Annotated in this window: 25 protein-coding genes; 20 read left to right on the top strand and 5 right to left on the bottom strand. The window is 41.2% G+C overall.

Annotated features, from left to right (window positions below):
* Positions 1–40: 40 nt before the first annotated feature.
* From ACFSX4_RS12740 to ACFSX4_RS12725, 4 genes are all read left to right on the top strand, one after another.
* Positions 41–997 carry a VOC family protein gene (locus tag ACFSX4_RS12740; protein ID WP_377775496.1) on the top strand — a complete coding sequence of 319 codons (957 nt, stop codon included), beginning with the start codon at positions 41–43 and terminating at the stop codon, positions 995–997.
* A gap of 13 nt (positions 998–1010) precedes the next feature.
* A complete protein-coding gene (locus ACFSX4_RS12735; protein WP_377775494.1) occupies positions 1011–1604 on the top strand; it encodes an alpha/beta hydrolase in 594 nt (197 codons plus the stop codon).
* A gap of 155 nt (positions 1605–1759) precedes the next feature.
* A complete protein-coding gene (locus ACFSX4_RS12730) occupies positions 1760–2086 on the top strand; it encodes a PadR family transcriptional regulator (protein WP_377775492.1) in 327 nt (108 codons plus the stop codon).
* A gap of 5 nt (positions 2087–2091) precedes the next feature.
* The gene (locus tag ACFSX4_RS12725; protein ID WP_377775490.1) at positions 2092–3081 is read left to right on the top strand and encodes an HAAS signaling domain-containing protein; all 990 of its coding nucleotides are present in this window, start codon (positions 2092–2094) and stop codon (positions 3079–3081) included.
* 44 nt (positions 3082–3125) lie between these two features.
* Here the strand turns inward: ACFSX4_RS12725 and ACFSX4_RS12720 are convergent, their stop codons facing one another.
* Positions 3126–4016 carry an EamA family transporter gene (locus ACFSX4_RS12720; protein ID WP_377775488.1) on the bottom strand — a complete coding sequence of 297 codons (891 nt, stop codon included), beginning with the start codon at positions 4014–4016 and terminating at the stop codon, positions 3126–3128.
* Positions 4017–4383: 367 nt separating this feature from the next.
* On the opposite strand from ACFSX4_RS12720, the gene abc-f reads away from it, so the two are divergent.
* The 11 genes from abc-f to ACFSX4_RS12665 all read left to right on the top strand — a co-directional run bounded on the left by abc-f (position 4384) and on the right by ACFSX4_RS12665 (position 14213).
* Entirely contained in the window at positions 4384–5997 is a 1614-nt protein-coding gene (abc-f, locus tag ACFSX4_RS12715) for a ribosomal protection-like ABC-F family protein (protein ID WP_377775486.1), read from the top strand.
* A gap of 112 nt (positions 5998–6109) precedes the next feature.
* Positions 6110–6628 (top strand): NUDIX hydrolase, encoded by a 519-nt coding sequence (locus ACFSX4_RS12710; RefSeq protein ID WP_377775484.1) that lies wholly within the window; start codon positions 6110–6112, stop codon positions 6626–6628.
* Between the two features lie 10 nt (positions 6629–6638).
* Positions 6639–7310: a copper homeostasis protein CutC gene (locus tag ACFSX4_RS12705; RefSeq protein WP_377775481.1), complete on the top strand. Its 672-nt coding sequence runs from the start codon at positions 6639–6641 to the stop codon at positions 7308–7310.
* A gap of 147 nt (positions 7311–7457) precedes the next feature.
* Positions 7458–8246, top strand: a complete 789-nt coding sequence (locus ACFSX4_RS12700; protein WP_377775479.1) for an ABC transporter ATP-binding protein — start codon at positions 7458–7460, stop codon at positions 8244–8246.
* Positions 8247–8283: 37 nt separating this feature from the next.
* Entirely contained in the window at positions 8284–9339 is a 1056-nt protein-coding gene (locus tag ACFSX4_RS12695; RefSeq protein ID WP_377775477.1) for a FecCD family ABC transporter permease, read from the top strand.
* Complete coding sequence (locus ACFSX4_RS12690) at positions 9336–10373, top strand: FecCD family ABC transporter permease (RefSeq protein ID WP_377775475.1); 1038 nt, start codon at positions 9336–9338, stop codon at positions 10371–10373. Before ACFSX4_RS12695 ends, ACFSX4_RS12690 begins: the two co-directional genes overlap by 4 nt.
* Before the next feature lie 28 nt (positions 10374–10401).
* Positions 10402–11361, top strand: a complete 960-nt coding sequence (locus ACFSX4_RS12685; RefSeq protein WP_377775473.1) for an ABC transporter substrate-binding protein — start codon at positions 10402–10404, stop codon at positions 11359–11361.
* Between the two features lie 93 nt (positions 11362–11454).
* A complete protein-coding gene (rlmD, locus tag ACFSX4_RS12680) occupies positions 11455–12846 on the top strand; it encodes a 23S rRNA (uracil(1939)-C(5))-methyltransferase RlmD (protein WP_377775471.1) in 1392 nt (463 codons plus the stop codon).
* 160 nt (positions 12847–13006) lie between these two features.
* Complete coding sequence (locus ACFSX4_RS12675; protein ID WP_377775469.1) at positions 13007–13531, top strand: hypothetical protein; 525 nt, start codon at positions 13007–13009, stop codon at positions 13529–13531.
* A 19-nt stretch (positions 13532–13550) separates the two neighbouring features.
* Positions 13551–13961 (top strand): hypothetical protein, encoded by a 411-nt coding sequence (locus tag ACFSX4_RS12670; protein WP_377775467.1) that lies wholly within the window; start codon positions 13551–13553, stop codon positions 13959–13961.
* Positions 13962–13982: 21 nt separating this feature from the next.
* Positions 13983–14213, top strand: a complete 231-nt coding sequence (locus ACFSX4_RS12665) for a hypothetical protein (protein ID WP_377775465.1) — start codon at positions 13983–13985, stop codon at positions 14211–14213.
* 60 nt (positions 14214–14273) lie between these two features.
* On the opposite strand, the gene ACFSX4_RS12660 is transcribed toward ACFSX4_RS12665, so the two are convergent.
* The gene (locus tag ACFSX4_RS12660) at positions 14274–15308 is read right to left on the bottom strand and encodes an NAD(P)/FAD-dependent oxidoreductase (RefSeq protein WP_377775463.1); all 1035 of its coding nucleotides are present in this window, start codon (positions 15306–15308) and stop codon (positions 14274–14276) included.
* Between the two features lie 56 nt (positions 15309–15364).
* Here ACFSX4_RS12660 and ACFSX4_RS12655 point away from each other — a divergent pair, with 56 nt between their 5' ends.
* Genes ACFSX4_RS12655 through map form a run of 3 tightly spaced genes read left to right on the top strand, consistent with a single transcriptional unit; the run spans position 15365 to position 17848 of the window.
* Complete coding sequence (locus ACFSX4_RS12655) at positions 15365–15922, top strand: DUF3267 domain-containing protein (protein ID WP_377775461.1); 558 nt, start codon at positions 15365–15367, stop codon at positions 15920–15922.
* A gap of 59 nt (positions 15923–15981) precedes the next feature.
* Positions 15982–17049, top strand: a complete 1068-nt coding sequence (gene dinB, locus ACFSX4_RS12650) for a DNA polymerase IV (RefSeq protein ID WP_377775459.1) — start codon at positions 15982–15984, stop codon at positions 17047–17049.
* Positions 17050–17092: 43 nt separating this feature from the next.
* Complete coding sequence (gene map / locus ACFSX4_RS12645) at positions 17093–17848, top strand: type I methionyl aminopeptidase (protein ID WP_377775457.1); 756 nt, start codon at positions 17093–17095, stop codon at positions 17846–17848.
* 48 nt (positions 17849–17896) lie between these two features.
* Here the strand turns inward: map and ACFSX4_RS12640 are convergent, their stop codons facing one another.
* Genes ACFSX4_RS12640 through ACFSX4_RS12630 form a run of 3 tightly spaced genes read right to left on the bottom strand, consistent with a single transcriptional unit; the run spans position 17897 to position 19857 of the window.
* Positions 17897–18460 carry a beta-class carbonic anhydrase gene (locus ACFSX4_RS12640; RefSeq protein ID WP_377775455.1) on the bottom strand — a complete coding sequence of 188 codons (564 nt, stop codon included), beginning with the start codon at positions 18458–18460 and terminating at the stop codon, positions 17897–17899.
* Positions 18460–19479 carry a YihY/virulence factor BrkB family protein gene (locus tag ACFSX4_RS12635; protein WP_377775453.1) on the bottom strand — a complete coding sequence of 340 codons (1020 nt, stop codon included), beginning with the start codon at positions 19477–19479 and terminating at the stop codon, positions 18460–18462. Before ACFSX4_RS12635 ends, ACFSX4_RS12640 begins: the two co-directional genes overlap by 1 nt.
* 60 nt (positions 19480–19539) lie before the next feature.
* Positions 19540–19857: a YtxH domain-containing protein gene (locus tag ACFSX4_RS12630; RefSeq protein ID WP_377775451.1), complete on the bottom strand. Its 318-nt coding sequence runs from the start codon at positions 19855–19857 to the stop codon at positions 19540–19542.
* A 165-nt stretch (positions 19858–20022) separates the two neighbouring features.
* Here ACFSX4_RS12630 and ACFSX4_RS12625 point away from each other — a divergent pair, with 165 nt between their 5' ends.
* Positions 20023–20220, top strand: coding sequence for a DUF1128 family protein (locus ACFSX4_RS12625; RefSeq protein WP_377775449.1), 198 nt, complete (start codon positions 20023–20025; stop codon positions 20218–20220).
* 12 nt (positions 20221–20232) lie between these two features.
* Positions 20233–21465, top strand: a complete 1233-nt coding sequence (locus tag ACFSX4_RS12620) for an aminopeptidase (RefSeq protein WP_377775447.1) — start codon at positions 20233–20235, stop codon at positions 21463–21465.
* The last annotated feature ends 67 nt before the right edge of the window (positions 21466–21532 follow it).

The raw sequence follows: 21532 nt of genomic DNA, 5'->3' as shown, positions 1-21532 counted from the left end.
GATATCTCGAAATCGAAATATTATTAAAGGAGAAATTATAATGACAGAAGGATTGTTAGGTATTCATCATGTGACAGCAATGACGGATGATGCAGAAAGAAATTATCAATTTTTTACAGAAGTACTTGGGATGAGACTGGTAAAGAAGACAGTGAACCAGGACGATATTTACACGTACCATACCTTTTTCGCAGATGATGTCGGTTCGCCAGGAACAGATATGACATTCTTTGATTTTCCGAATCAAATGAAAGGGCGTGCAGGGTCAAATTCTATCTACCGGACAGGGCTCAGAGTACCTGATGACAGAGCACTTGAATATTATAAGAATCGTTTTGATGCGTATGAGGTCACTCATGGTGAAATCGAAACTTTATTCGGCAGAAAGACATTGGCATTTGAAGAGGCGGACGGGCAGAAATTCCGTTTATTTTCAGATGAGAATAATGAGGGGGTTGCCCCTGGGACACCGTGGAAAAATGGTCCTGTACCTGAAGATAAAGCAGTTTACGGACTCGGACCGATTGAAATTCACATTAAATACTTTGAGGACTTTAAAAAAGTGCTGACGAGTGTATACGACATGAAATTGACTGTGGATAAATCTGATGCTGCAGTATTTGATGTCGGCGCCGGCGGTAACGGCGGTCAGGTCATTCTGATTAAGGACGAATCACCTTCATCCAGCCAAGGGTACGGTGAAGTACATCACGTATCGTTCCGCGTTAAAAATCACGACACGATTAAGAAATGGGAAGAAAAATATAATCAGATGGGGTTACAGCACTCCGGAAATGTGAACCGCTTTTACTTTGAGGCATTATACACAAGAGTCGGTCATATTTTAATTGAACTTTCAACAGACGGACCGGGTTTTATGGATGATGAGCCGTATGAAACGCTCGGTGAATCACTTGCACTCCCGCCGTTCCTTGAAGAAAAACGAGAATATATTGAAAGTGAAATCAGACCATTCAATACTACACGGAAAAAGTAAAGGAGGATAATTTATGGAACACATATATATAGAAGGTAAAAGTCCTTATGTTTTTGTACTGCTGCATGGTACAGGCGGAACAGAACATGATCTTCTGCCGCTTGCGAAAACATTAAACCCTGATTTCAGCATTCTTTCAGTACGCGGTGAAATTCAGGAAAATGGCATGAACCGTTTCTTTAAGCGTCACGGAGAAGGAAAATATGACCTTCAGGATTTGGAAAAACGCGGCGAATCATTATTTCAGTTTATCAGGGAACAGTCTTTGAAACATGATTTTAAAATGGAAAACGTTGTGTTTGTCGGTTTTTCAAACGGTTCAAATATTGCGGTTAATATGCTCTTAAAGGAAGAAGCAGAGTTTAAGCGGGCAGTTTTATTTGCACCGATGTACCCGGTGGATATTACAGAAAATACAAAAGATATGAGTGAACTGAATGTGTTTCTCTCACTTGGCAATAATGATCCAATGGTGCCTGAAGCAGAGAGCGAGCGTGTCATCCGTTTGTTTAAAGAACGTCATGCAAAAGTGAGTACAACTTTTGTTGAGGGGCACAGGCTGACAAAAGAAGCAGTGCTTAAAGCACGTGAATGGTTAAACAAATAATGAGCTGAAGGTCCTTCCGGAGAGATTCGGAAGGGCTTATTTTATTTAATTATATAAAATTTTATTCAATACCTTGCATTATTCAGTAGTAAGTTGTATATTACTATTAAGTACTGAATAATAAATAGTAGTGAGCAATAGTCAGGAGGGTGAATATGAATACTCAATTTAAAAAGGGTTCACTTGAGTTATGTGTCCTTGCATTCATTAAAGAAAAAGAGCAGTACGGCTATCAGCTGGCACAGAATATCGGCAAGTATATCGATATTGCGGACGGTACACTGTACCCTTTGTTAAGACGGCTGGTTAAAGAAGGATATTTGAGAACATACTTTGAAGAATCTACAGAAGGACCGGCACGGAAATATTATGTTTTGAATGAACAGGGAGAAACGAGACTCGAAACAGTTCACAGTGAATGGACAGTTTATGTGAAAGCAGTGAATCAGTTACTGGAAGAAACATTAACACAAGGGAGATGAATAAAATGACAAGAGATTTTATTAGAACACTTGAAAGAGAATTAAGAAGTCTGGCACCATCAGAACGTAACGAGATTTTAAACGAGTATCAAAGTCATATTGATGAAGCGCTGAACAATGGAGAAAGTGAAGCGGAGATTTTAAAGGAGCTTGGAGATCCTGAAACGGTCGCAAAAGAGATTCTTTTGATGGAAGAAAATGAAACGGAAGCGTCCGTACCGAAATTCACTGTTTCAAATGTACCTGAGGATTTTAATCCTGAAGATATCAGTGAGATAGATATAAACGGCGAGTCGTTAAAAGTGACAATTGTTCAAAGTGAGTCATTCGACATGGAGTTTCACAGTCATTCGGAAAACGGCCGGTTTGAATACACGGTGAATCAGAATGTACTGGAAATTAATCATAAAAATGCAAGAGATGAGGCGGGGCTTGGATCATTTTTTAAATTGATCAAGCAGCGGGGATCCTCTCAAAATGACAGACTGACGATTTACTGGCCGGTAAATCTGGAGAATTTAATGATAAAAACAAGTATGGGGTCCGTATCAATTGAAGGGCTGTCAGCAAAACAGTTTAATATCAGAACGGATATGGGCTCTATTAAGACGGATAATCTAATTGGTGTCAGAGGTGTGTTTTATACCAATATGGGTTCTGTTAAAGTACAGTCCGGTACATTTGATTCCATACAGTCGGAATCAAATATGGGCAGTGTGACACTCACTGATGTGGATGCGAATGCATATGACCTTCACACAGATATGGGGAAAATTGATGCATCGAACTTGAATCCTGACAGTAATATTAAGGCAAAGACGAATATGGGTGCGATTAATGCACACTATAGAAAAATGCCGGAAAATACGAGAGTAACGACAAAAACAAATCTCGGTAAAGTACAAAATGAACTGGATTATTCATATTCCCAAAATGCAGACTATACTGCAGAGTTTCATACAGATATGGGTGCCATTAAAATTAAAGCAAACTAATTCAATTAAAGCTGCCCCGTCAATTTGAAGGGACAGCTTTGATGTTATTCTGTAATGTTTTCAAGACGTGCTCTGTCCATTCTGGACTGTAAAACTAAAATAATAATACCTGCGAGCAGCATAATCAGTCCGGTCCATGAGTAAAAGTCCAGTACTTCCCCGACAAGAAACACACCGAGGATGGAAGCTGTCAAAGGTTCAGCGAGTGACAGTGTCACGGCAGTTGATGCCTGGACATTTTTGAGTCCGACGCCGAATAAATAATATGCGAGGGCGGTTGCGATAAAACCGATAAACAGTGCGGAACCGATGCCGGCAGATTCTGTTATCCATGAGAAATCTATAAATAACACTGTCGGTGACAGCATTATTGCACTGACTGTAAACACTACTCCCATACATGCGATAGGGTCCTTCTTTCTGACAATCCTTGAATTTGTTAATGTAAAGGCTGCAAAAGAGATACCCGCTCCGAGCCCGGACATGACCCCGAGAGGATGAACGGTGACAGACGCCGAGTTAAACATCAGAATGATACATCCCGTAATCGCAAGTAATGTCGAAAGGTACCAGGTGAGTGCGGGTTTAGTTTTAAAAAACAGCCATTCAATAATACCTGAAAATACCGGGGCACTGCCGATGGAGACGACTGTACCGACGGCAACCCCTGTTAAATCAACAGCACTGAAAAAGAACGGCTGGAAAAGCGCCATAGAGAGCGCAGCGGTGAAAACAATATGTAACGGCCATCCTGAAAAATCGAGTTTCCCCATCAATCTGCTGACAATAAGGAGGGTAAGTCCCCCGAATGCGAGCCGGACAACACCCATTGAAATACTGTCCACATCTTCCGGACCGAATGATTTGGCTGTCCCTGTTGTTCCCCACAGTACTGCCGCCAGAAGTACGAAAACCGGCGCAAAGTTTTTTGTCATGAATGAGCCTCCCCGTAAGTATATTTCATCAATTTATCCCAATATATCACAGGACAGTCCATATTCTAAAAGAAAAATGTCCGAAAACATTTAAGAATAATTTAATGGAATAGAGATAGCCAGTTATTTATTTTCAGAATATTGATAACTGAAAGATTTCCTATTATAATATAGTTACTATAATTATGAACGGAGGTGTTTTAGATGTGTTTACTTGGTGATATCTGCAGCCGGTTTTTACAAACTGTCCGCAGTCAATTTGCGATTGCTTCCTCTAAATTGGCGGAGTCTGTCTTTTTTAATTATCAAGTGATGAGGAGCATCTAAAACACAATGCTTCCTCATCCAAATTTGGAGGAAGTAAATAATGAATATATTAAATATGTCCCAGGTGTCAAAAGATTACACGGGAGATAAGATTTTTGAAGATATTAAGCTTGAGCTTAATAGAGGCGACTGTATCGGGCTTGTCGGCAGAAACGGCGAAGGAAAAACGACATTGTTGAAGATGATGGCGGATATTGAACCACCGACAGAGGGGTGGATCAGCTGGGGAAGAGAAACGACAATCGGTCTTCTGGACCAGATTCCGGAGTATCCAAAAGACCAAACAGTCTATGAATGTCTGGGTGAGGTATTTCAGGCGCTGTTGGATATTGAAGCGGCAATGGCTGAGCTTGAAGAACAAATGACTGATACAGATGCAGATTTAGAGAAGCTCTTGAAGCGCTATTCAAAATTACAGGAATCATTTGAAGAAAAAGAGGGATATCAAAAAGACAGCCGGATCAGGCGGGTTGCGCACGGCTTAAAGATAGATCATCTGCTGGATGCGCCTTTTGAAAGGCTGTCGGGCGGTGAACGGACCAAGATGGGGCTGGCGCAGATTCTTCTTAGAGAGCCGTCACTGCTACTTTTGGATGAACCGACAAATCATCTGGATATTTCATCTATTGAATGGCTGACTTCATTTTTGAAACAATATAAAGGTGCGGTTGTTATTGTTTCCCATGACCGTTATTTCCTCGATGAAACGGTTTCTCAGATTGTTGAAATCGATCAGGGAAAGCTGCATGTTTATCACGGCAGCTACTCTTTTTTCATGAAAGAAAAAGAGGCACGGATTTTAAGAGAATTCGAATCTTATAAAACACAGCAGAAAAAGATTCAAAAAATGAAGCAGTCAATTAAGCAGTTAAGAGAGTGGGCGTCACAGGCGAAGCCGCCGAATGCGGCAATGTTCCGGCGGGCGAAAAGTATGGAGAAGGCGCTCGCGCGTATTAAGCTTCTGGATCAGCCGGTGATGGAAAAGAGAAAAATGAATATGGCATTGAAGGAAGGGAAACGGGTATCGGATGATGTATTTTCATTCGACAGCGTTTCAAAAATGTATGACACTATCTTATTTGAAGATATTGATATGCTGGTGCGCCGTGGGGAACATGCTGCTGTAATTGGAGATAACGGTACCGGTAAAAGTACTATTTTAAAGCTTCTTCTTAAAGAAGTGGTGCCGGATGAGGGCACAGTCTATGCTGCCGGGAATATTAGAGTCGGCTACTTGTCACAGCATACTTTCAGTGATACAGAAGATATGTCAATCATCGAAATATTCAGGGATACCGTGAGTGTGACAGAAGGCAGAGCAAGGTATCTCCTCGCACAGTTTATGTTTTACGGGGAAGATGTCTTTAAGAAAGTCAGTCAGTTATCCGGTGGTGAGAAGATGCGTCTCAGGTGGGCACAGATTGTTAATCAGGATTTCAATGTTTTAATACTTGATGAACCGACGAATCATCTGGACATTGAGGCAAAGGAAACGCTTGAAGATGCGTTAAGTCAATATGACGGTACCATGATTGCCGTCAGCCATGACAGATATTTTCTGAACAGACTGTTCGATACGACATATTTGCTGAAAGACGGACGTCTGCAGAAGTTTGAAGGCAATTATGATTATGCGAAAGAAAAAATGAAGTAATTATTCATCACTCCCGGAGATTCTCCGGGAGTGATTTTCTGGCGGCTCGAGTATTTAAGCGTTATAATCAACACTTACAAACAATGAAGGATGACTAAGGAGTTTTACAGTAATGGAAATATTGGATTTATATGATAAAGACAGACAGAAGATGGATGAAACGATGGTTCGGGGCGGTACATATTTAGACGAACGATACCACCTGGTCGTTCATGTCTGCATTTTCAGTAAAGACGGACAGATGCTGATTCAGAAAAGGCGCGACAGTAAAGACAGATGGCCCGGTCTTTGGGATGTCTCTGTCGGTGGTGCTGCTGTGACTGGTGATACTTCAGAAACAGCTGCCGAGCGTGAAACACTGGAGGAGCTCGGTGTCGAAATTGATTTGAAGGGAATCCGGCCGCATTGTTCCATTAATTTTGAACGGGGTTTTGATGATATTTATCTTGTAGAAAAAGAATTGGATATCGCAGCACTCGAACTGCCGACTGAAGAGGTGGAGGCTGTACAGTGGGCGGAATGTGATGAAATTATGGAAATGATTGATGAAGAAACATTCATACATTATAAAAAAACGTTCATTAAAATGCTGTTTGAAATGCGGCATAGTTACGGAACAATTTATGATTAGGGGAGATAGAATGTTAATTGAAGTGATAGCAGTGACGCTTGATGATGTTTTGGATGCAGGAAGATACGGGGCAGACCGAATTGAGCTCTGCAGCAGTATGGATGCGGACGGTTTGACACCGAGTATCGGTCTGATCCGTGCGGCATCCACCGCTTCAAACATTCCGGTAAATGTCATGGTCCGCAATCATAACGAGTCTTTTATTTACAGTGATACGGATAAGGCTGTCATGCTTGATGAAATTTCGTTTATTAGAGAGACAAAGGCGTCCGGTATTGTCATCGGGATGCTGAATGAGAATAACGCAGTCGACGAAACTTTTTTAAAGGCGGTAAATGATGTGGCAGGGCACCTTGATATTGTATTCCATAAAGCATTTGACCAGATCGATGATAAGGATGCAGCACTTAAAACCCTTGGTAAATATCCAAAGGTAAAAACGATTTTAACTGCCGGAGGCCCGGGCAGTGCGGGTGATAATTTTAATCTGCTTTCTGATTTACAGAAATCTGCAGATACATATGGTATTACCATCATGCCGGGCGGTGGTTTAAAAGCAGATGCTGTTTCTCATTACCGTGATACATTTACGGCACTTCATTTTGGTACAGGTGTCAGGGAAAATCAGTCATTTGCCGGGCGGTTGTCACGAGAGCAGTTAAAACAGCTTAAAGAATTGTAAGGTGTGTCACTCTGAAGTATTGAACGACAGCCGGCATTAAAAGGATTTTATATATAAATAATAATTGACTTTATAGTAGGAATGAAATAATATTTAAATGATAATGATTCTCATTGTCGCTAGTGTGTTTAAGGAGGTCTTTTCGTTTTGAGTACCATAGATGTGAGCGAACTAAAAGTCGGGTACAGTGAACGGCTGATTATCGACGGATTGAATGTTTCAATACCGAAAGAGAAGGTCACGACTATTATCGGACCGAACGGCTGCGGAAAATCAACTTTTCTAAAGACTGTTGCACGGGTGTTGAAAAAAACTGAAGGAACGATTCTTTTGGACGGGAAATCCATTGAGACGATGGATACAAAAGAAATCGCGAAACAGATGGCCATACTGCCCCAGACAGCCGAATCACCCGGCGGATTGTCTGTATTTGAACTGGTATCCTACGGTCGTTTTCCGTACCGTCGGGCGATGGGTTCAATGAGTAAGAAGGATTATGAGTATATTAACTGGGCAATTGAAGTGACAGGTCTCGAAGCATTTAAAGACCGACAAATCAGCGAACTGTCCGGAGGCCAGAGACAGAGAGTGTGGATTGCGATGTCACTTGCACAGGATACAGATGTGCTGATTCTTGATGAACCGACCACTTATTTAGATCTGGCGCATCAGCTGGATATTCTGCTCCTGCTTCAAAAACTTAATATTGAAGAACACCGCACAATTATTATGGTGCTTCATGACTTAAATCATGCATCAAGATTTTCAGATTATATGATTGCGATGAAGGACGGACGGCTGGTGATGGATGGTACACCTAAGGATGTTATGACTGTTCAGAATTTAAGAAGTGTCTTCAATATCGAGGCTGATTTGATGGACTGCCCCTACAGCAGTAACCCCATCTATTTGTCCTATCACCTGAGTGATAAATAATGACACAGCACTCCATACTGAAGAAAGGATTAGTGACATGTATACATCAAATAAAAAACAAAGCAGCGGTGAACAAGTCAAAGCTGTGAAGAAGACTGCCCGTCCTGTGCGCGGGATGGTCATTATTATATTCGGGTTAATCGCACTGATGATTTCATTTGTGATATCCATTTCACTGGGTGCGGCGGATATTGATACGGGAACTGTCGCAGAAGCGTTATTCCGTTACGACAGCTCCGTGAGCCAGCATCAGATTATCTGGGAGCTCAGATTTCCGAGAATTATAGGCGCCGCAATGGTCGGTATGGCCTTTAGTGTCGCAGGTGCTTTAATGCAGGGGATGACAAGGAACCCGCTCGCTGACTCAGGTCTTCTCGGTCTAAACTCAGGTGCTGTCTTTATGCTCGCAATCAGTTTTTCATTCTTTCCAGGCCTGTCCTATGTATATACAGTACTGTTTTCATTTGTCGGTGCTGCGATTGGGGCAGGACTCGTTTACGGTATCGGTTCTCTCAGTAAAAACGGTCTGACACCTATCAGGCTTGTACTTGCCGGTGCTGCTGTCAGCGCCCTTCTTGGGGCATTAAGTGAAGGGGTCTCACTTTATTTTAATGTCGGACAGGATATTGCGTTTTGGTTTGCCGGTGGTGTGTCGAGCACAAGATGGGAACATCTTATGGTGATTACACCGGTACTTCTCATCATGCTGGTGATGGCAGTTATCATTTCCCGGTCGATTACGATTTTGAGTCTGGGTGAAGAAGTTGCGATCGGGCTTGGCGAGAATACTGTGAAAACAAAGATTATCAGTATTATTATCATTGTGATTCTTGCCGGACTTGCGGTATCTGTTGTGGGTGCAGTAAGCTTTGTCGGGCTCATTGTACCGCACCTGACCCGTAAACTGGTCGGTTATGATTACAGATGGATTATACCTGTCAGTGCGATTCTCGGTGCACTGCTCGTCGTTGTCGCAGACTTATTCGCAAGAACATTGAACGCGCCTTATGAAATACCGATCGGTGCCTTGATATCTTTAATCGGCGTGCCTTTCTTCTTATATCTGGCACATAAAGGAGGAAAGGAACTATGAATAAACAAAATCAGCAGCCTGAAAGTGTAGTTAAGAAAAGGAAACGTGCATTGGTGGTTACGGTCATTGCGTTAATTTTGATGGCTGTGATGTTTTTAATCAGTCTGAATACAGGCTTTATTAAATTATCACCGGCAGAAGTATTTCAGACCGTTCTCGGACAGGGGGAAGACCGTCAGGAATTAATACTGTTCCAGTTCAGACTGCCGCGTATGATTATAGCGATACTTGTCGGAATGGGGCTTGCGGTATCAGGTACTGTGCTGCAGGGGATTGTAAGAAATCCACTCGCAGACCCCGGTATTATCGGTATTAATGCCGGTGCGGGAATGGCTGTAATGATATTTATCTTCTTCTTTTCAACAGAGGTGGGCGGTTCTGTATTTCTGCTGCCGCTCGCAGCTTTTGCGGGTGCCGGACTGACAGCTTTTGTCATCTATGCACTCTCCTACAAAAGAGGGGAAGGAGTTTCTCCAATTCGTCTTATACTGGTGGGTGTGGCAGTGGCAGCAGGGATCAGTGCATTAATGATTGTCCTGACCTTGAAGCTCGACCCGAGGACATACCAGTTTTTAGCAACATGGCTTGCGGGGAGTATATGGGGATCCAACTGGAGTTTTGTATATTCTTTACTGCCATGGCTGATTATTTTAATTCCGTTTGTGTATATGAAATCTTCAGTGTTAAATGTGCTTAATCTCGGTGATTCAACCTCTGTAAGTCTCGGTCTGAATCTTGAGAGAGAAAGAAGAGTGCTGCTTGCCGCCGCTGTCGGACTTGCTGCAAGCAGTGTATCAGTCAGCGGCGGCATCGGATTTGTCGGGCTGATTGCACCGCATATTACAAGACAGCTTGTCGGCAGCAACCACCACTATGTTATACCTGTCAGTGCACTGCTCGGTGGACTCTTAGTCCTTATTGCAGATACAATCGGCCGTGTGATTCTGCAGCCTGCAGAAATTCCGGCGGGAATTATTGTCGCAATTATCGGTGCACCGTACTTCTTGTATTTACTGGCAAAACTTAATGATTAATATCATATTATAAAGGAGATAAAAATAAATGAAATTTAAATTTGCGGCTTTACTTAGTGTTTTTCTAATTGCTTTCGGATGTCAAAATGAAGGGGCATCGGAGGATGAATCTGCTGCAGAGTCAGGATCTGAAGAGACTCAGGAAGAGAGTGGAACAATCACGCTGACAGACGATGCAGGAAACGAAGTTGAAGTACCTGAAAACCCTGAAAGAATTATCAGTTCTTACTTGGAGGATGATGTATTGACTCTTGGTGAAACACCAATCGTACAATGGTCTATAAACGGTGGAGAAGGTATTCAGGATTATCTTCAGGCAGAGGGACTGGAAGGACTGGAAACCATTCCTTTTGATCTGCCGTATGAGGTAATTGCCTCTCATGAACCGGATCTCATCATCACAAGTTCTTCAGAATTTGCAGAAGGTGAATCATACGAGAATTATTCAGCCATTGCACCGACTTTCGTACTTGAAGCGTTTAACTACGATGACTGGCGTGACCGTCTGAACCGTGTGGCTGAGATTTTCGGCAAAGAAGATGTTGCAGCAGAGAAAATTGAAGAGTATGAAACGCTTGCCCAGTCAGTCAGTGAAAAACTGCCGGCAGATGAAACTGCGATTGCACTCTGGCAGACCGGCGATACGTTCTTTATTTCTAATGTAGATAAATCAAGCGGTGAAGTACTGTACAATGATTTAGGGCTGTCAGCACCTGATTTTGTTGAAGAATTATCAAGCGAAAATGAAACACCGTGGCTTGAAGTGTCTCTTGAAACTTTAGCTGAAAGTGATGTTGACCACATTTTCTTTATCGGTGAAAATGAAGGCGACTCAGAAACAGCATTTGAAGAATCTGTATTCCAGAATATCCCGGCAGTGGCTGAAGGAAATGTCCATGAATATACAGGTGACAGCAGCTGGCTCTACAGTGGATATATTGCGAACACTCTGATTATCGAAGATGTTGAAGCGGCACTTGCCGAATAATCTTAATATATTTTGAAGAGATATTTCTCCTTGCTTAACTTTCTGTCAGTCAGTACAATTAAACAGATGTTAAGAATAGCGGGGGCTAAAGAAATGTCTAATGAAATTAAAGAAACATTTATTACAAATATCGAGACGCTGGATAAAAAAGGTTCCGGCAGAGGTGTTGTGTGGAGAGATAACGGCGGAGAGAATCCGAAGAAACTGAAATTAACAGTACCCGAGACTCTTGTCGGTGAAGAGGTAAAGGTCACTGTACCGAACCCGGACCGGAAACGTGCAAAAGTGCTGCCGGACGAAATTCTGAAAGCGAGTCCGGACCGGACGGTACCGCCGTGCCCGCACTTTGAAATGTGCGGCGGCTGTGTGTGGCAGCATTGGAATTATCAGAGTCAGCTGAATTATAAAACGTCGGAAGTGAAACGTTTTTTAAATGAGAAGGGCTTTGATGAAAATATTGTGCAGGATACGATGGGAATGGACGATCCGTTTTATTTCCGTAATAAGATGGAGTTCACGTTCTCAAAAGACGGGAAACTCGGTCTTCATGAACTGGGGAATTTTCGTAATATCATTGATCTTGATACGTGTTTGATCGCAAGTGATGACATGGTCCGTGCAATGAAAGTGGTCTCCGAGTGGACGGCGGATCACGGATTAATCGGATATGATAAAGATAATCACACCGGGCTTTTGCGCCATTTAATGGTCAGACAGTCGCAGGTAACGAAAGAATTAATGATTGCTGTATTCGCAACGGAAGGTCCTGCCGGCGGTTTGACCGAAGCGGTTCAGGATTTAGTGACAAGACTTGTTTCCGGTTTTGAGAATCTTGAGAGTTTAATGTGGATGGAAAACCGTGACATGGCTGATATGGCACAGTCGGAGGAAACACATATTCTTCACGGCCGGGACTATATCCATGAAGAGATGTCCGGTTATCAGTACAGAGTCTGGTTCAATACATTTTTCCAGACAAATCCTTCACAGGCGGAAAAACTGGTCGAACTGGCAGTTGATATGGCAGAAGTACATGAAAGTGAGACGATGATTGATTTGTTCTGCGGTGTCGGTACGTTTTCTCTGCCGTTCGCAGAGCGTGTGAAATCACTCGCCGGTATAGAGATAGTCGAGTCTTCTATTGAATCGGCAAAAAGAAATGCAGAAGACAATGATATTGATAATACGTATTTTCTTGCGAAAGATGCACGCCGGGGAATGGATGAAATCCTTGAAACATGGGGCATTCCGAATCTTCTGATGCTTGATCCGCCGCGTTCAGGTGCAGGCGGTAAAGTGATGAGACGTATCGGCCGGCTGGGTACGAACCGTGTGGTTTATGTATCATGTAATCCTGAATCGTTCGCAGATGATATCACATGGCTGAGAGAATACGGCTATGAACTGGAACGTGTTCAGCCTGTCGATTTGTTTCCGCACAGTGTTCATGTGGAAGTCGTTGCACTCCTCAATAAAGTAAACTAATGTCAGGGGACGGCCGGCCGCGGCCGTTCTTTTATCTATGTAATTCGCAGAATATTGGAAAATGTACGCATTTTCTTTAATTTATATAAAATTATATGTGAACTGTCTTTATTCATTGCTGAGTAAGGTATATAATGATGTTAAGAAATGAGGGACATTTATGCGGGAGTTTTTCTATAAAATTAGATTTAGTGATTATGAGGAAATTGTCACAGTTGAAGACTCTGACAAAAAAGTTGCCGGAGTCATTGAACGTGGTGTCATTCGCGGATGCGAAGAGGAGACAACGTATTCATTTGTCAGTGCTGAAGGGGATAAAGTGACTGTCGGTATGAAGAAGCGTAAGTTCCGCGACATGAATATCGCAAGGTTCATCATCTCAACTGATGCCGGGGAGTTTAAGATTAAGGAACGTCCGGGTAAGAGCCTGATTAAATTTAAGGTTTATGGATCACTTGATGACAATCTCATTTTGATTGAGGAAAATTCCAATGGTGACATGAATGTTTATTACAATAAAAAACATCTCCTCTCAGTTGTTGAAGTTAAGAAGGGCAGGAAAACAAAAATCAGCGCTGTGGATAATACAGATGTTAATTCTGTTGAATTTGCGGTCGGGTTATTGATGTTTTTTATGTATAAAGTCTACAAACGCGAAAAATGGAACATAGAACAGGTATTATAGTTGGTTTAGGGGGATTTAATTGGATTCGTTGCATGTCATTCGACTGATTGTGTTATCGGGAATATGGGTGGTACTCTTTTTCCTGATCAGAACTTTGGATAAGCGGCTGCAGTACATATTTTTTATATACTTTGGAATGTTAACAGCAGTATTTATCAGTGGTTATATTTTTTATTTTGTAAAATATGATATGTATGCGACACCTGTGCCTGAAGCAGTTTATGATTTCGGCAGCTGGGTATATACATTTTCAATATTTCTTACTGTACCGTTTGTATTTCTGCTGGTGGTTATTCTTTATCGTTTTGTGAAGCACTTTCCAACAGTCCAGAAAGTAATTTTAGGTATCGCTGCAATTATAAACGGCGTGATACTCAGTTATATTTTAGGCATGATATTTATGTTGATTTTTTATGGTTTTGCACCATAAAGCTTAATAAGGGGGAGTTTTATGCTTAGAGTTTTTTGTGCAGTAATTCCAGTATTAATCATCATCCTCCATCTTGTATTTGACCAGACAATCTTATGGATCCTTACACTTTTGTTCGGCATACTGGGATTAATGTTTGCGAGTGTCAATTTCAGATTCAGGAAAGATAGATTAAGTGTTATTTTATTGGCGGGGAATGTTATTACGTTTTTATATTGTGTGATTATCACGATTATTGAATTTACCGGTTAAAAATGAGGCGGGATTTCCTGTCTCATTTTTAACCGGTATTTAATTTCACTTTGTCATCCGTTAAACATAGTTGTAGTCTTCGAGATTCAGTTCTGTATCAAGCCCCATCAGACTCCGGGCAACCTCTCTGCCGATGACAGGACCTGCAGTCAGCCCGGTGGCACCGAGACCATTCACAACATATACTGAATCGTCAACGTGTCCGATAAACGGCAGATGATCCCGGGCGTACGGTTTTAAGCCGACAAGCATCTCCACATCTGTAATTTTTTTGTCAGGAAAATAACGTTCGGCGAGCCCGCGCAGATATTCATAATTTTCTTTACTCGGAACAGCCTCAAAAGAGTCAGTGTCGATATGTGTGGTGCCGATCGCAAATTGATTCAAGTCCATCTCCACAATATATATTGGACCGAGTGCCATAATCACAGGAGTGTGAACTGGAACGTCACTGTCCACTTTAAAGTGAAGGACTTCAGAACGCTGATGACGGATATCAGGACCGGAGTTTTGGTATCGTCCCCACGCACCTGTAGTGTATATTTTATAACCGTCTAAATCATCCGGGATTTCCTGTGTGAGCCATTTACCGCCTTTTGATAAAAAGGCTGTTTTCAGTGCATGAAGCAGCAGCCGGCCCTTTACCTGGCCGCCGCCTTCTACGAATATTCCTGGATACTGATTATTCAAGTCCGGGTGAAAGTGGTTAATGTCTTCTTTAGGTATGATTTTGACTTCACCCATTTCAGGTGAATCATCTTTCTTTTTGGAAATTCTGTTATAACCGAGTGCAAGCTTTTCTTCATTCTTAAATAAAGAAATGGAGCCTCTTCGTGTATATCCTGTATCGAGTCCGGTTTCATCTTCTAATGTTTTGATGAAATCCGGATAATATTTTGCACCTGTTGTTACAAGCCGGTACCATTTCTTATTGCGGCGCTGACTGATCCACGGACAGATAATACCTGCTGAAGCATTGGTAGCCTGACCGCTGTCTTCACGGTCGTATATGGTTACTTTTGCACCGAGGGAAATCAGGTGGTAGCCGATGGATGCGCCGGCAATTCCGCCGCCGATGATATTATAATGCGTCATGTTTATGCTCCTTTAAGATTTGTTAAAATAAATATATTACAGATGGAGGTGTTGATATGAAAAAATATGAGCTGGATCTTTTTAAAGATGAAAAAGTATTAAAAACACTGGTGCTTTGGAATATCATAATCACAATTGCATCGATTGTCCCATTTTACGCCCTGGAGCGTTTATTCTCAAGTCAGCCGGCATTTTATACCCAATTAACATTCTCATATATCATATGGTCAATAATTGCTGTTGTTCTCGGGAGTGTTTTGATTATAGTATTTCATGAGCTGATTCATGGTATATTTTTCAAGTTGTTCAGCCCGTCGGGCAGGGTAAAATACGGCTACAAAGACGGGATCTTTTATGCCACTGCACCTGGAGAAATTTATAACAGAAAACAGTTCGCCGTAATTATTTTAATGCCTTTTATCATTTTGACACTGCTGCTCCTTATATGCCTTTATTTTTTAAATTATACAGCTGTTACGGTCATATTGATATTTCATACAGGTGCATGTGCCGGAGATTTTTATTTTATATACTTAATCTTGAAGTATAAAAACCTTAAATATATTGAAGACACTGAAAGAGGAATTACGATGTATGAAAAGCGTTCTTCTTAACTAGAACGTACGTTCTGTTTATGGTAGAATGAGTATATTAAAGTGTTGAAGGTGAGAGTATGGAAAGGCGGATTATTCATATAGATATGGATGCATTTTATGCGCAGGTGGAGCAGCGTGATGAACCGAAGTACAGGGGGAAGCCTGTGATTGTCGGGGGACGCTCGGAAAACAGGGGTGTCGTTGCGACAGCGAGTTATGAAGCACGTAAGTTTGGTGTGCATTCTGCGATGCCGATGCGGACAGCGTATAAACTGTGTCCGGATGGTGTATACGTCCGGCCGCGTTTTGATGTGTATAAAGAAGTGTCGGCGAAGGTGATGGATATTTTTTTGAAGTACTCAGAAGTCATTGAACCGCTGAGTCTGGATGAGGCTTACCTTGATATTACACACCTCGTATCAAAAGACAGAACTGCAAGATCAATTGCGCTTGAAATACAGCATGAAATTTATGAAGCAGTGCACTTGACCTCATCAAGCGGAATTTCCTACAATAAATATCTGGCAAAGATTGCATCGGGTATGAATAAACCGAAAGGAACAACGGTGATTCATCACGGCAATGTTCAGGAAGTGTTGTTTTCTTTGAAAATCGGTGACTTTCCGGGAGTCGGCAGAGTGACAGAAGAAAAGATGAAATCACTCGGCATTATGACAGGAAAGGACTTATATGAATGGTCTGAAGCAGACTTGATATTTGAGTTTAAAAAGAGAGGGACATCACTGTATAAAAAGGCGCGAGGTATCGGGACAAGTGAGTTGAGTGTGGAAAGAATCCGGAAGTCAATCGGCAAGGAAACAACTTTTAACTACGATATTAATGAAGATGATATAATATTAAAAGTACTTGAAGAACTATGCGGGAAAGTCAGTATGAACCTTGACCGGAGGCAGCTTGCCGGCAGAGTGGTTACGGTGAAACTGAAGACTTTAAATTTTGAAGCACATTCCAGACAGATGATGGCGCCGAACCCATTATTTGAAAGCGATGAGATATTTCATTATGCATATGATTTGTATCATAAAGTGAAGTCACCTGAAGAACCCATCCGGCTGATTGGTGTGACACTGTCGCACCTCGAGGAAAGAACGTATCGAAATTTGACGATATATGATTTTTTATAATAATATTGTTACTAAACTATGTAAGAAGAAGGTAAGGTATTCCATGATCATTAAAACAGAAGAAGAACTAAAGGCGCTCGAAGAAATCGGACAGATATGCGGTCTGGTTTTAAAAAAACTGGTTGATTATACGGAAGTCGGCATGACAACTAAAGAAATTGATGAAGAGGGCGGACGTCTGCTTAAAGAATATGGTGCAGAGAGTGCACCAAGCAGTGAGTATGACTTCCCCGGTTATACTTGCATCAGTATTAATGAAGAAGTAGCGCACGGTATTCCGGGACCGCGTAAAATCAATGACGGAGATATTGTCAATATTGATGTATCAGCGAAAAAGAATGGTTATTTTGCGGATACAGGTATTTCATTCATTGCCGGGGAAAATGATGATCCGTTAAAAGAAAAAGTAATCGATGTTTGTGAGATGGCTTTTGAAGCGGCTCTGAAAAAAATTAAGCCGGGCTCAAAAGTCAGTCAGATTGGCCGTGCAGTTAACAGTACAGCCCGTAAAAACGGATTGAAAGTGATTAAAAATTTAACAGGTCACGGCGTCGGGAAAAGTCTTCATGATGAACCGCAGCATATCATGAGCTATTTTGATCCTACAGATCATCAGCTGCTGAAAGAAGGCATGGTGATTGCGGTTGAACCGTTTATCTCTTCAAAAGCAACATTTGTTACCGACGGTAAAGATGAATGGGCATTTGAAACAAAGGATAAGAGCTACGTTGCACAAAAAGAGCATACGATTATAGTAACTGAAGATGGACCGAAGTTAATTACAAAAATTGAAGATTAAAGAAAAAGCAGTAAGGACCTTGGCCCTTACTGCTTTTTAGTTACTCATTTAGTTTTTATAACCGTCAACGATTAAATCAACTTTCCCGTTATCCGGGTTGATTACAAGTCCGTGAACCGGTACATCTTTTGTGAGAAGCGGATGAGTTTTAACAGTATTCACGCCTTCAGTAACACTTTCTTCTACACTGTTGAAACCTTTCAGCCAGTTATCAATATCAATACCGGCATGTCTCAGTGTATTCAGTGTTTCATCTTTGATGCCGCGTGATTTCATCTCTTCAAGCATCGGCTCAGGCTGCAGGGCACCGAATCCGCAGTCATGGTGTCCCATAATGACAACTTCATCTACACCAAGCATGTATACAGCAACGAGAATACTGCGTATAGTACTGCCGTAAGGATGTGAAATAACCGCACCGGCATTTTGAATGTGTTTGATGTCGCCGCTTTTCAGCCCTAAAGATTTAAAGGACATTTCAGTCAGTCTTGTGTCCATACATGAAACGAGTACCATTTTTTTCTTCGGAGATTTTTCAACAATGTAATTCTCGTATTCTTTAGTTTCTACAAATTTTTTGTTGTACTCCAGTAATTCATATAATAATTCCATTATTCTTCATCCTCTTGATTAACGACATGTTTGACGTGCATAATCGCATTAATCTGCGCGCCTAATATAATAATAACACCAGTGATATATAACCAAAAGACTAAAATAATTGCACCGGCAAGACTCCCGTAAGTGGCAGAGTAATTACCGAAGTTTGAAACGTAAAAGCTGAATCCCCAGGATGCAACAAGGAACATGACTGTGGTAAACACAGCACCCGGAAGGATAGATTTAATATCCAGTTTAATATTTGGTGCAGTTAAATACATCACCGAGAATACAACGAATACTAAAATAACAGGAAGAACATTTCTCACAAGGCTCCATAGTGTCTCAAATTCAGAACCGAGTCCGATAGTATCAAACAGCAGTGTACCAATTTGGCCGCCGAATACCACCAGTACAAATGTCAATAACACAGATAATGCCAAAATGACTGTAAATACTAATGAAAGACCTTTTGCGACAAGAAAGTTTCGGTTATCTTCAACATCATAGGCAACATTAAATGCGTTCATCAGTGCAGTCATACCATTCGATGCCGACCACAGGGTGGCAATTAAACCAAAAGATAACAGACCGCCGTTTGATGACGCCATAACATCCGTAATAATTCCTTCGAGTGTTCCGGCAATATCAGATGGAATGTAGTCTCTGATCATTCCGGTCAAAGATTCCTGATCAATTTGAAACAACGGCAGAAGCGTCAACAGGAATATGAGCAGCGGGAAAATTGCAAGTAAGAAGTAATAAGCGAGCTGCGCTGCCATCCCGGATGTATTATCTTTGCCGAATCTGAACATTAACTTTTGAAAAAAGTTCGGGTTATCGATCAGTGGTGCAGGTTTATTGATTTTGGATACATAAAGTGTCTGATTTTCTTTATTCGGTGTTTTGGATTTAAATTCCATGTCCTCAACAAAAACATCATCTTTATTGAAGAGTTTATGCTTCTGTTCATCAGATTCTTTATTGATCTGACTCAGGTATTTTGATTGATTTGATGTTTTTTTCGCCATTTTCATCCTCCTTATTTAGCAGAAAAGGACTAGTCAGAAGCTAGTCCTTTTAACAACATATTATGAATTCTTCTGTTCGCGGAGTTCTGCAAGTGTATTTTTTGCATTGATAATCGATTGTTCAAGTTCTGGATTATTTTTACGGATTTCTTCAATTGTTTCTTTCCAGAAGAGAATTTCATCTTTAATCTGGTCAAATTTAGACGGCTCGTTTGACTGCGTCTGAAGTTTGTTTTTAATTTCATCAGGGTGTGTTGCATAATACTGAATGTCTTTTCCCCCTTGAAGCACAGAATCACGTGTACTCTTATCAATTAAACTGAGTGCAGCCCCGATACCGGCACCAATTAAAATAGCAGGGATAAGTTTGTTCTTCATAAAAAATCTCCTCTCGATTGTCCTTATAACATGATATAACCATTTTAAAACAAATCTAAACTTATATACATCATTATATATTTAAATATTTAATTTTTAAATATCAATCATATTTGTTATATTATTTATGTACATATATTGACGGTATTGAAGGGAAGAGAAAGTATGAATAAAACTGAGATGTTAGAGGCGATTGAAGAACGTTTGAATGTAGTGAACAAAGGACTGTTGCGTCCGGAGGATTTCAATGATGAATATCTGGAGGAAATTACGGAATTCTATAAGATGGTGACAGCCAGAGGAGATATTACGCCGAGAGAACAAAGTGCAATTATAGAAGAACTGTCTAAACTTAGAAAGTAAAGGGGAAAAATCATGAGTGAATTAAATCAGAAACTGGAACAGTATGCATCACTATTAGTTGAAGTCGGTCTTAATGTGCAGCCTGACGGGAGAGTATTTATCCGAACATCTTCCGATGCGCTGCCGCTTGTCAGACTGGTGACGGAAAAAGCATACAGTGCAGGTGCAAAAGAAGTAAAGGTCAATATCAGCGATGATGCTTTGACAAGACTTCATGTTGAAAATCAATCAGCGGATGAACTTTCAAACGTACATCAGTGGGCTGTTGATGAAAGAATGTTCTATTCAGACGAACGTGCAGGATTTTTAAGTATCACATCGTCATCTCCGGAACTTTTAAAAGGTATTGAATCTGAAAAACTTCAAAAAATGCAAATTGCACAAGGGAAAGCATTTAAAGATTTCTCAGAGAGAATCCAGTCGGATTACCACAGCTGGTGTGTTGCCGGTTACCCTTCTAAAGAATGGGCAAAACTGGTTTATCCTGATAAATCTGAAGAAGAGGCATTAGAGGCACTTTTGGATTTAATTCTGTATACTGTCCGTGCGGATCAGGAAAATCCTGTTGAGGCATGGGAAAAACATGATAAAACACTTCATGAGAAAGTGGATTATTTAAACGGGAAGCAGTTTGAAGCATTGAGATATGAGTCACCTGGAACAAACTTCACTATGGAACTGCCTGATGGTCACATCTGGGCCGGGGCATCCAGTAATAATGATGAAGGCGATTCATTCATGGCAAATATGCCGACTGAGGAAGTATTTACTGCACCTAAGAAAACCGGCGTGAACGGATACGTGTCGAATACACTGCCGTTAAGCTACGGCGGCAATATTATTGATGATTTCAAATTGACATTTGAAAATGGGAAAGTCGTTGATTATGAAGCAGGAGAGGGTTATGACATCCTGAAAAACATTCTTGAAACGGATGATGGTGCAAAACACTTAGGTGAAGTGGCATTAGTGCCGGATGACTCACCGATTTCAAATACAGGCATTTTATTCTATAATACGCTGTTTGATGAAAATGCTTCATGTCATATTGCTTTAGGAAGTGCATATGCTTTTTCAGTCGAAGGCGGAAAAGAGATGTCCCGTGAGGAGCTTGAAGCAGCAGGGCTGAATGATTCCATTACCCATGTTGATTTTATGATTGGTTCGAAAGCTCTGAATATTTATGGTGTTTCAAAGGACGGAGAAGAAACACAGATCTTTAAAGATGGGAACTGGGCATTCTAAAAAGCACTCAACAATTCACTTTATTTATGATAAAATATGATTAATATGTAAAGTCTATTAGAGGGGG

The sequence above is a fragment of the Corticicoccus populi genome (assembly GCF_042686195.1).
Lineage (GTDB): Bacteria > Bacillota > Bacilli > Staphylococcales > Salinicoccaceae > Corticicoccus > Corticicoccus populi.
The sequence above is the reverse complement of the archived record's forward strand: the minus strand, read 5'-3'. Positions and strand labels throughout refer to the sequence as shown.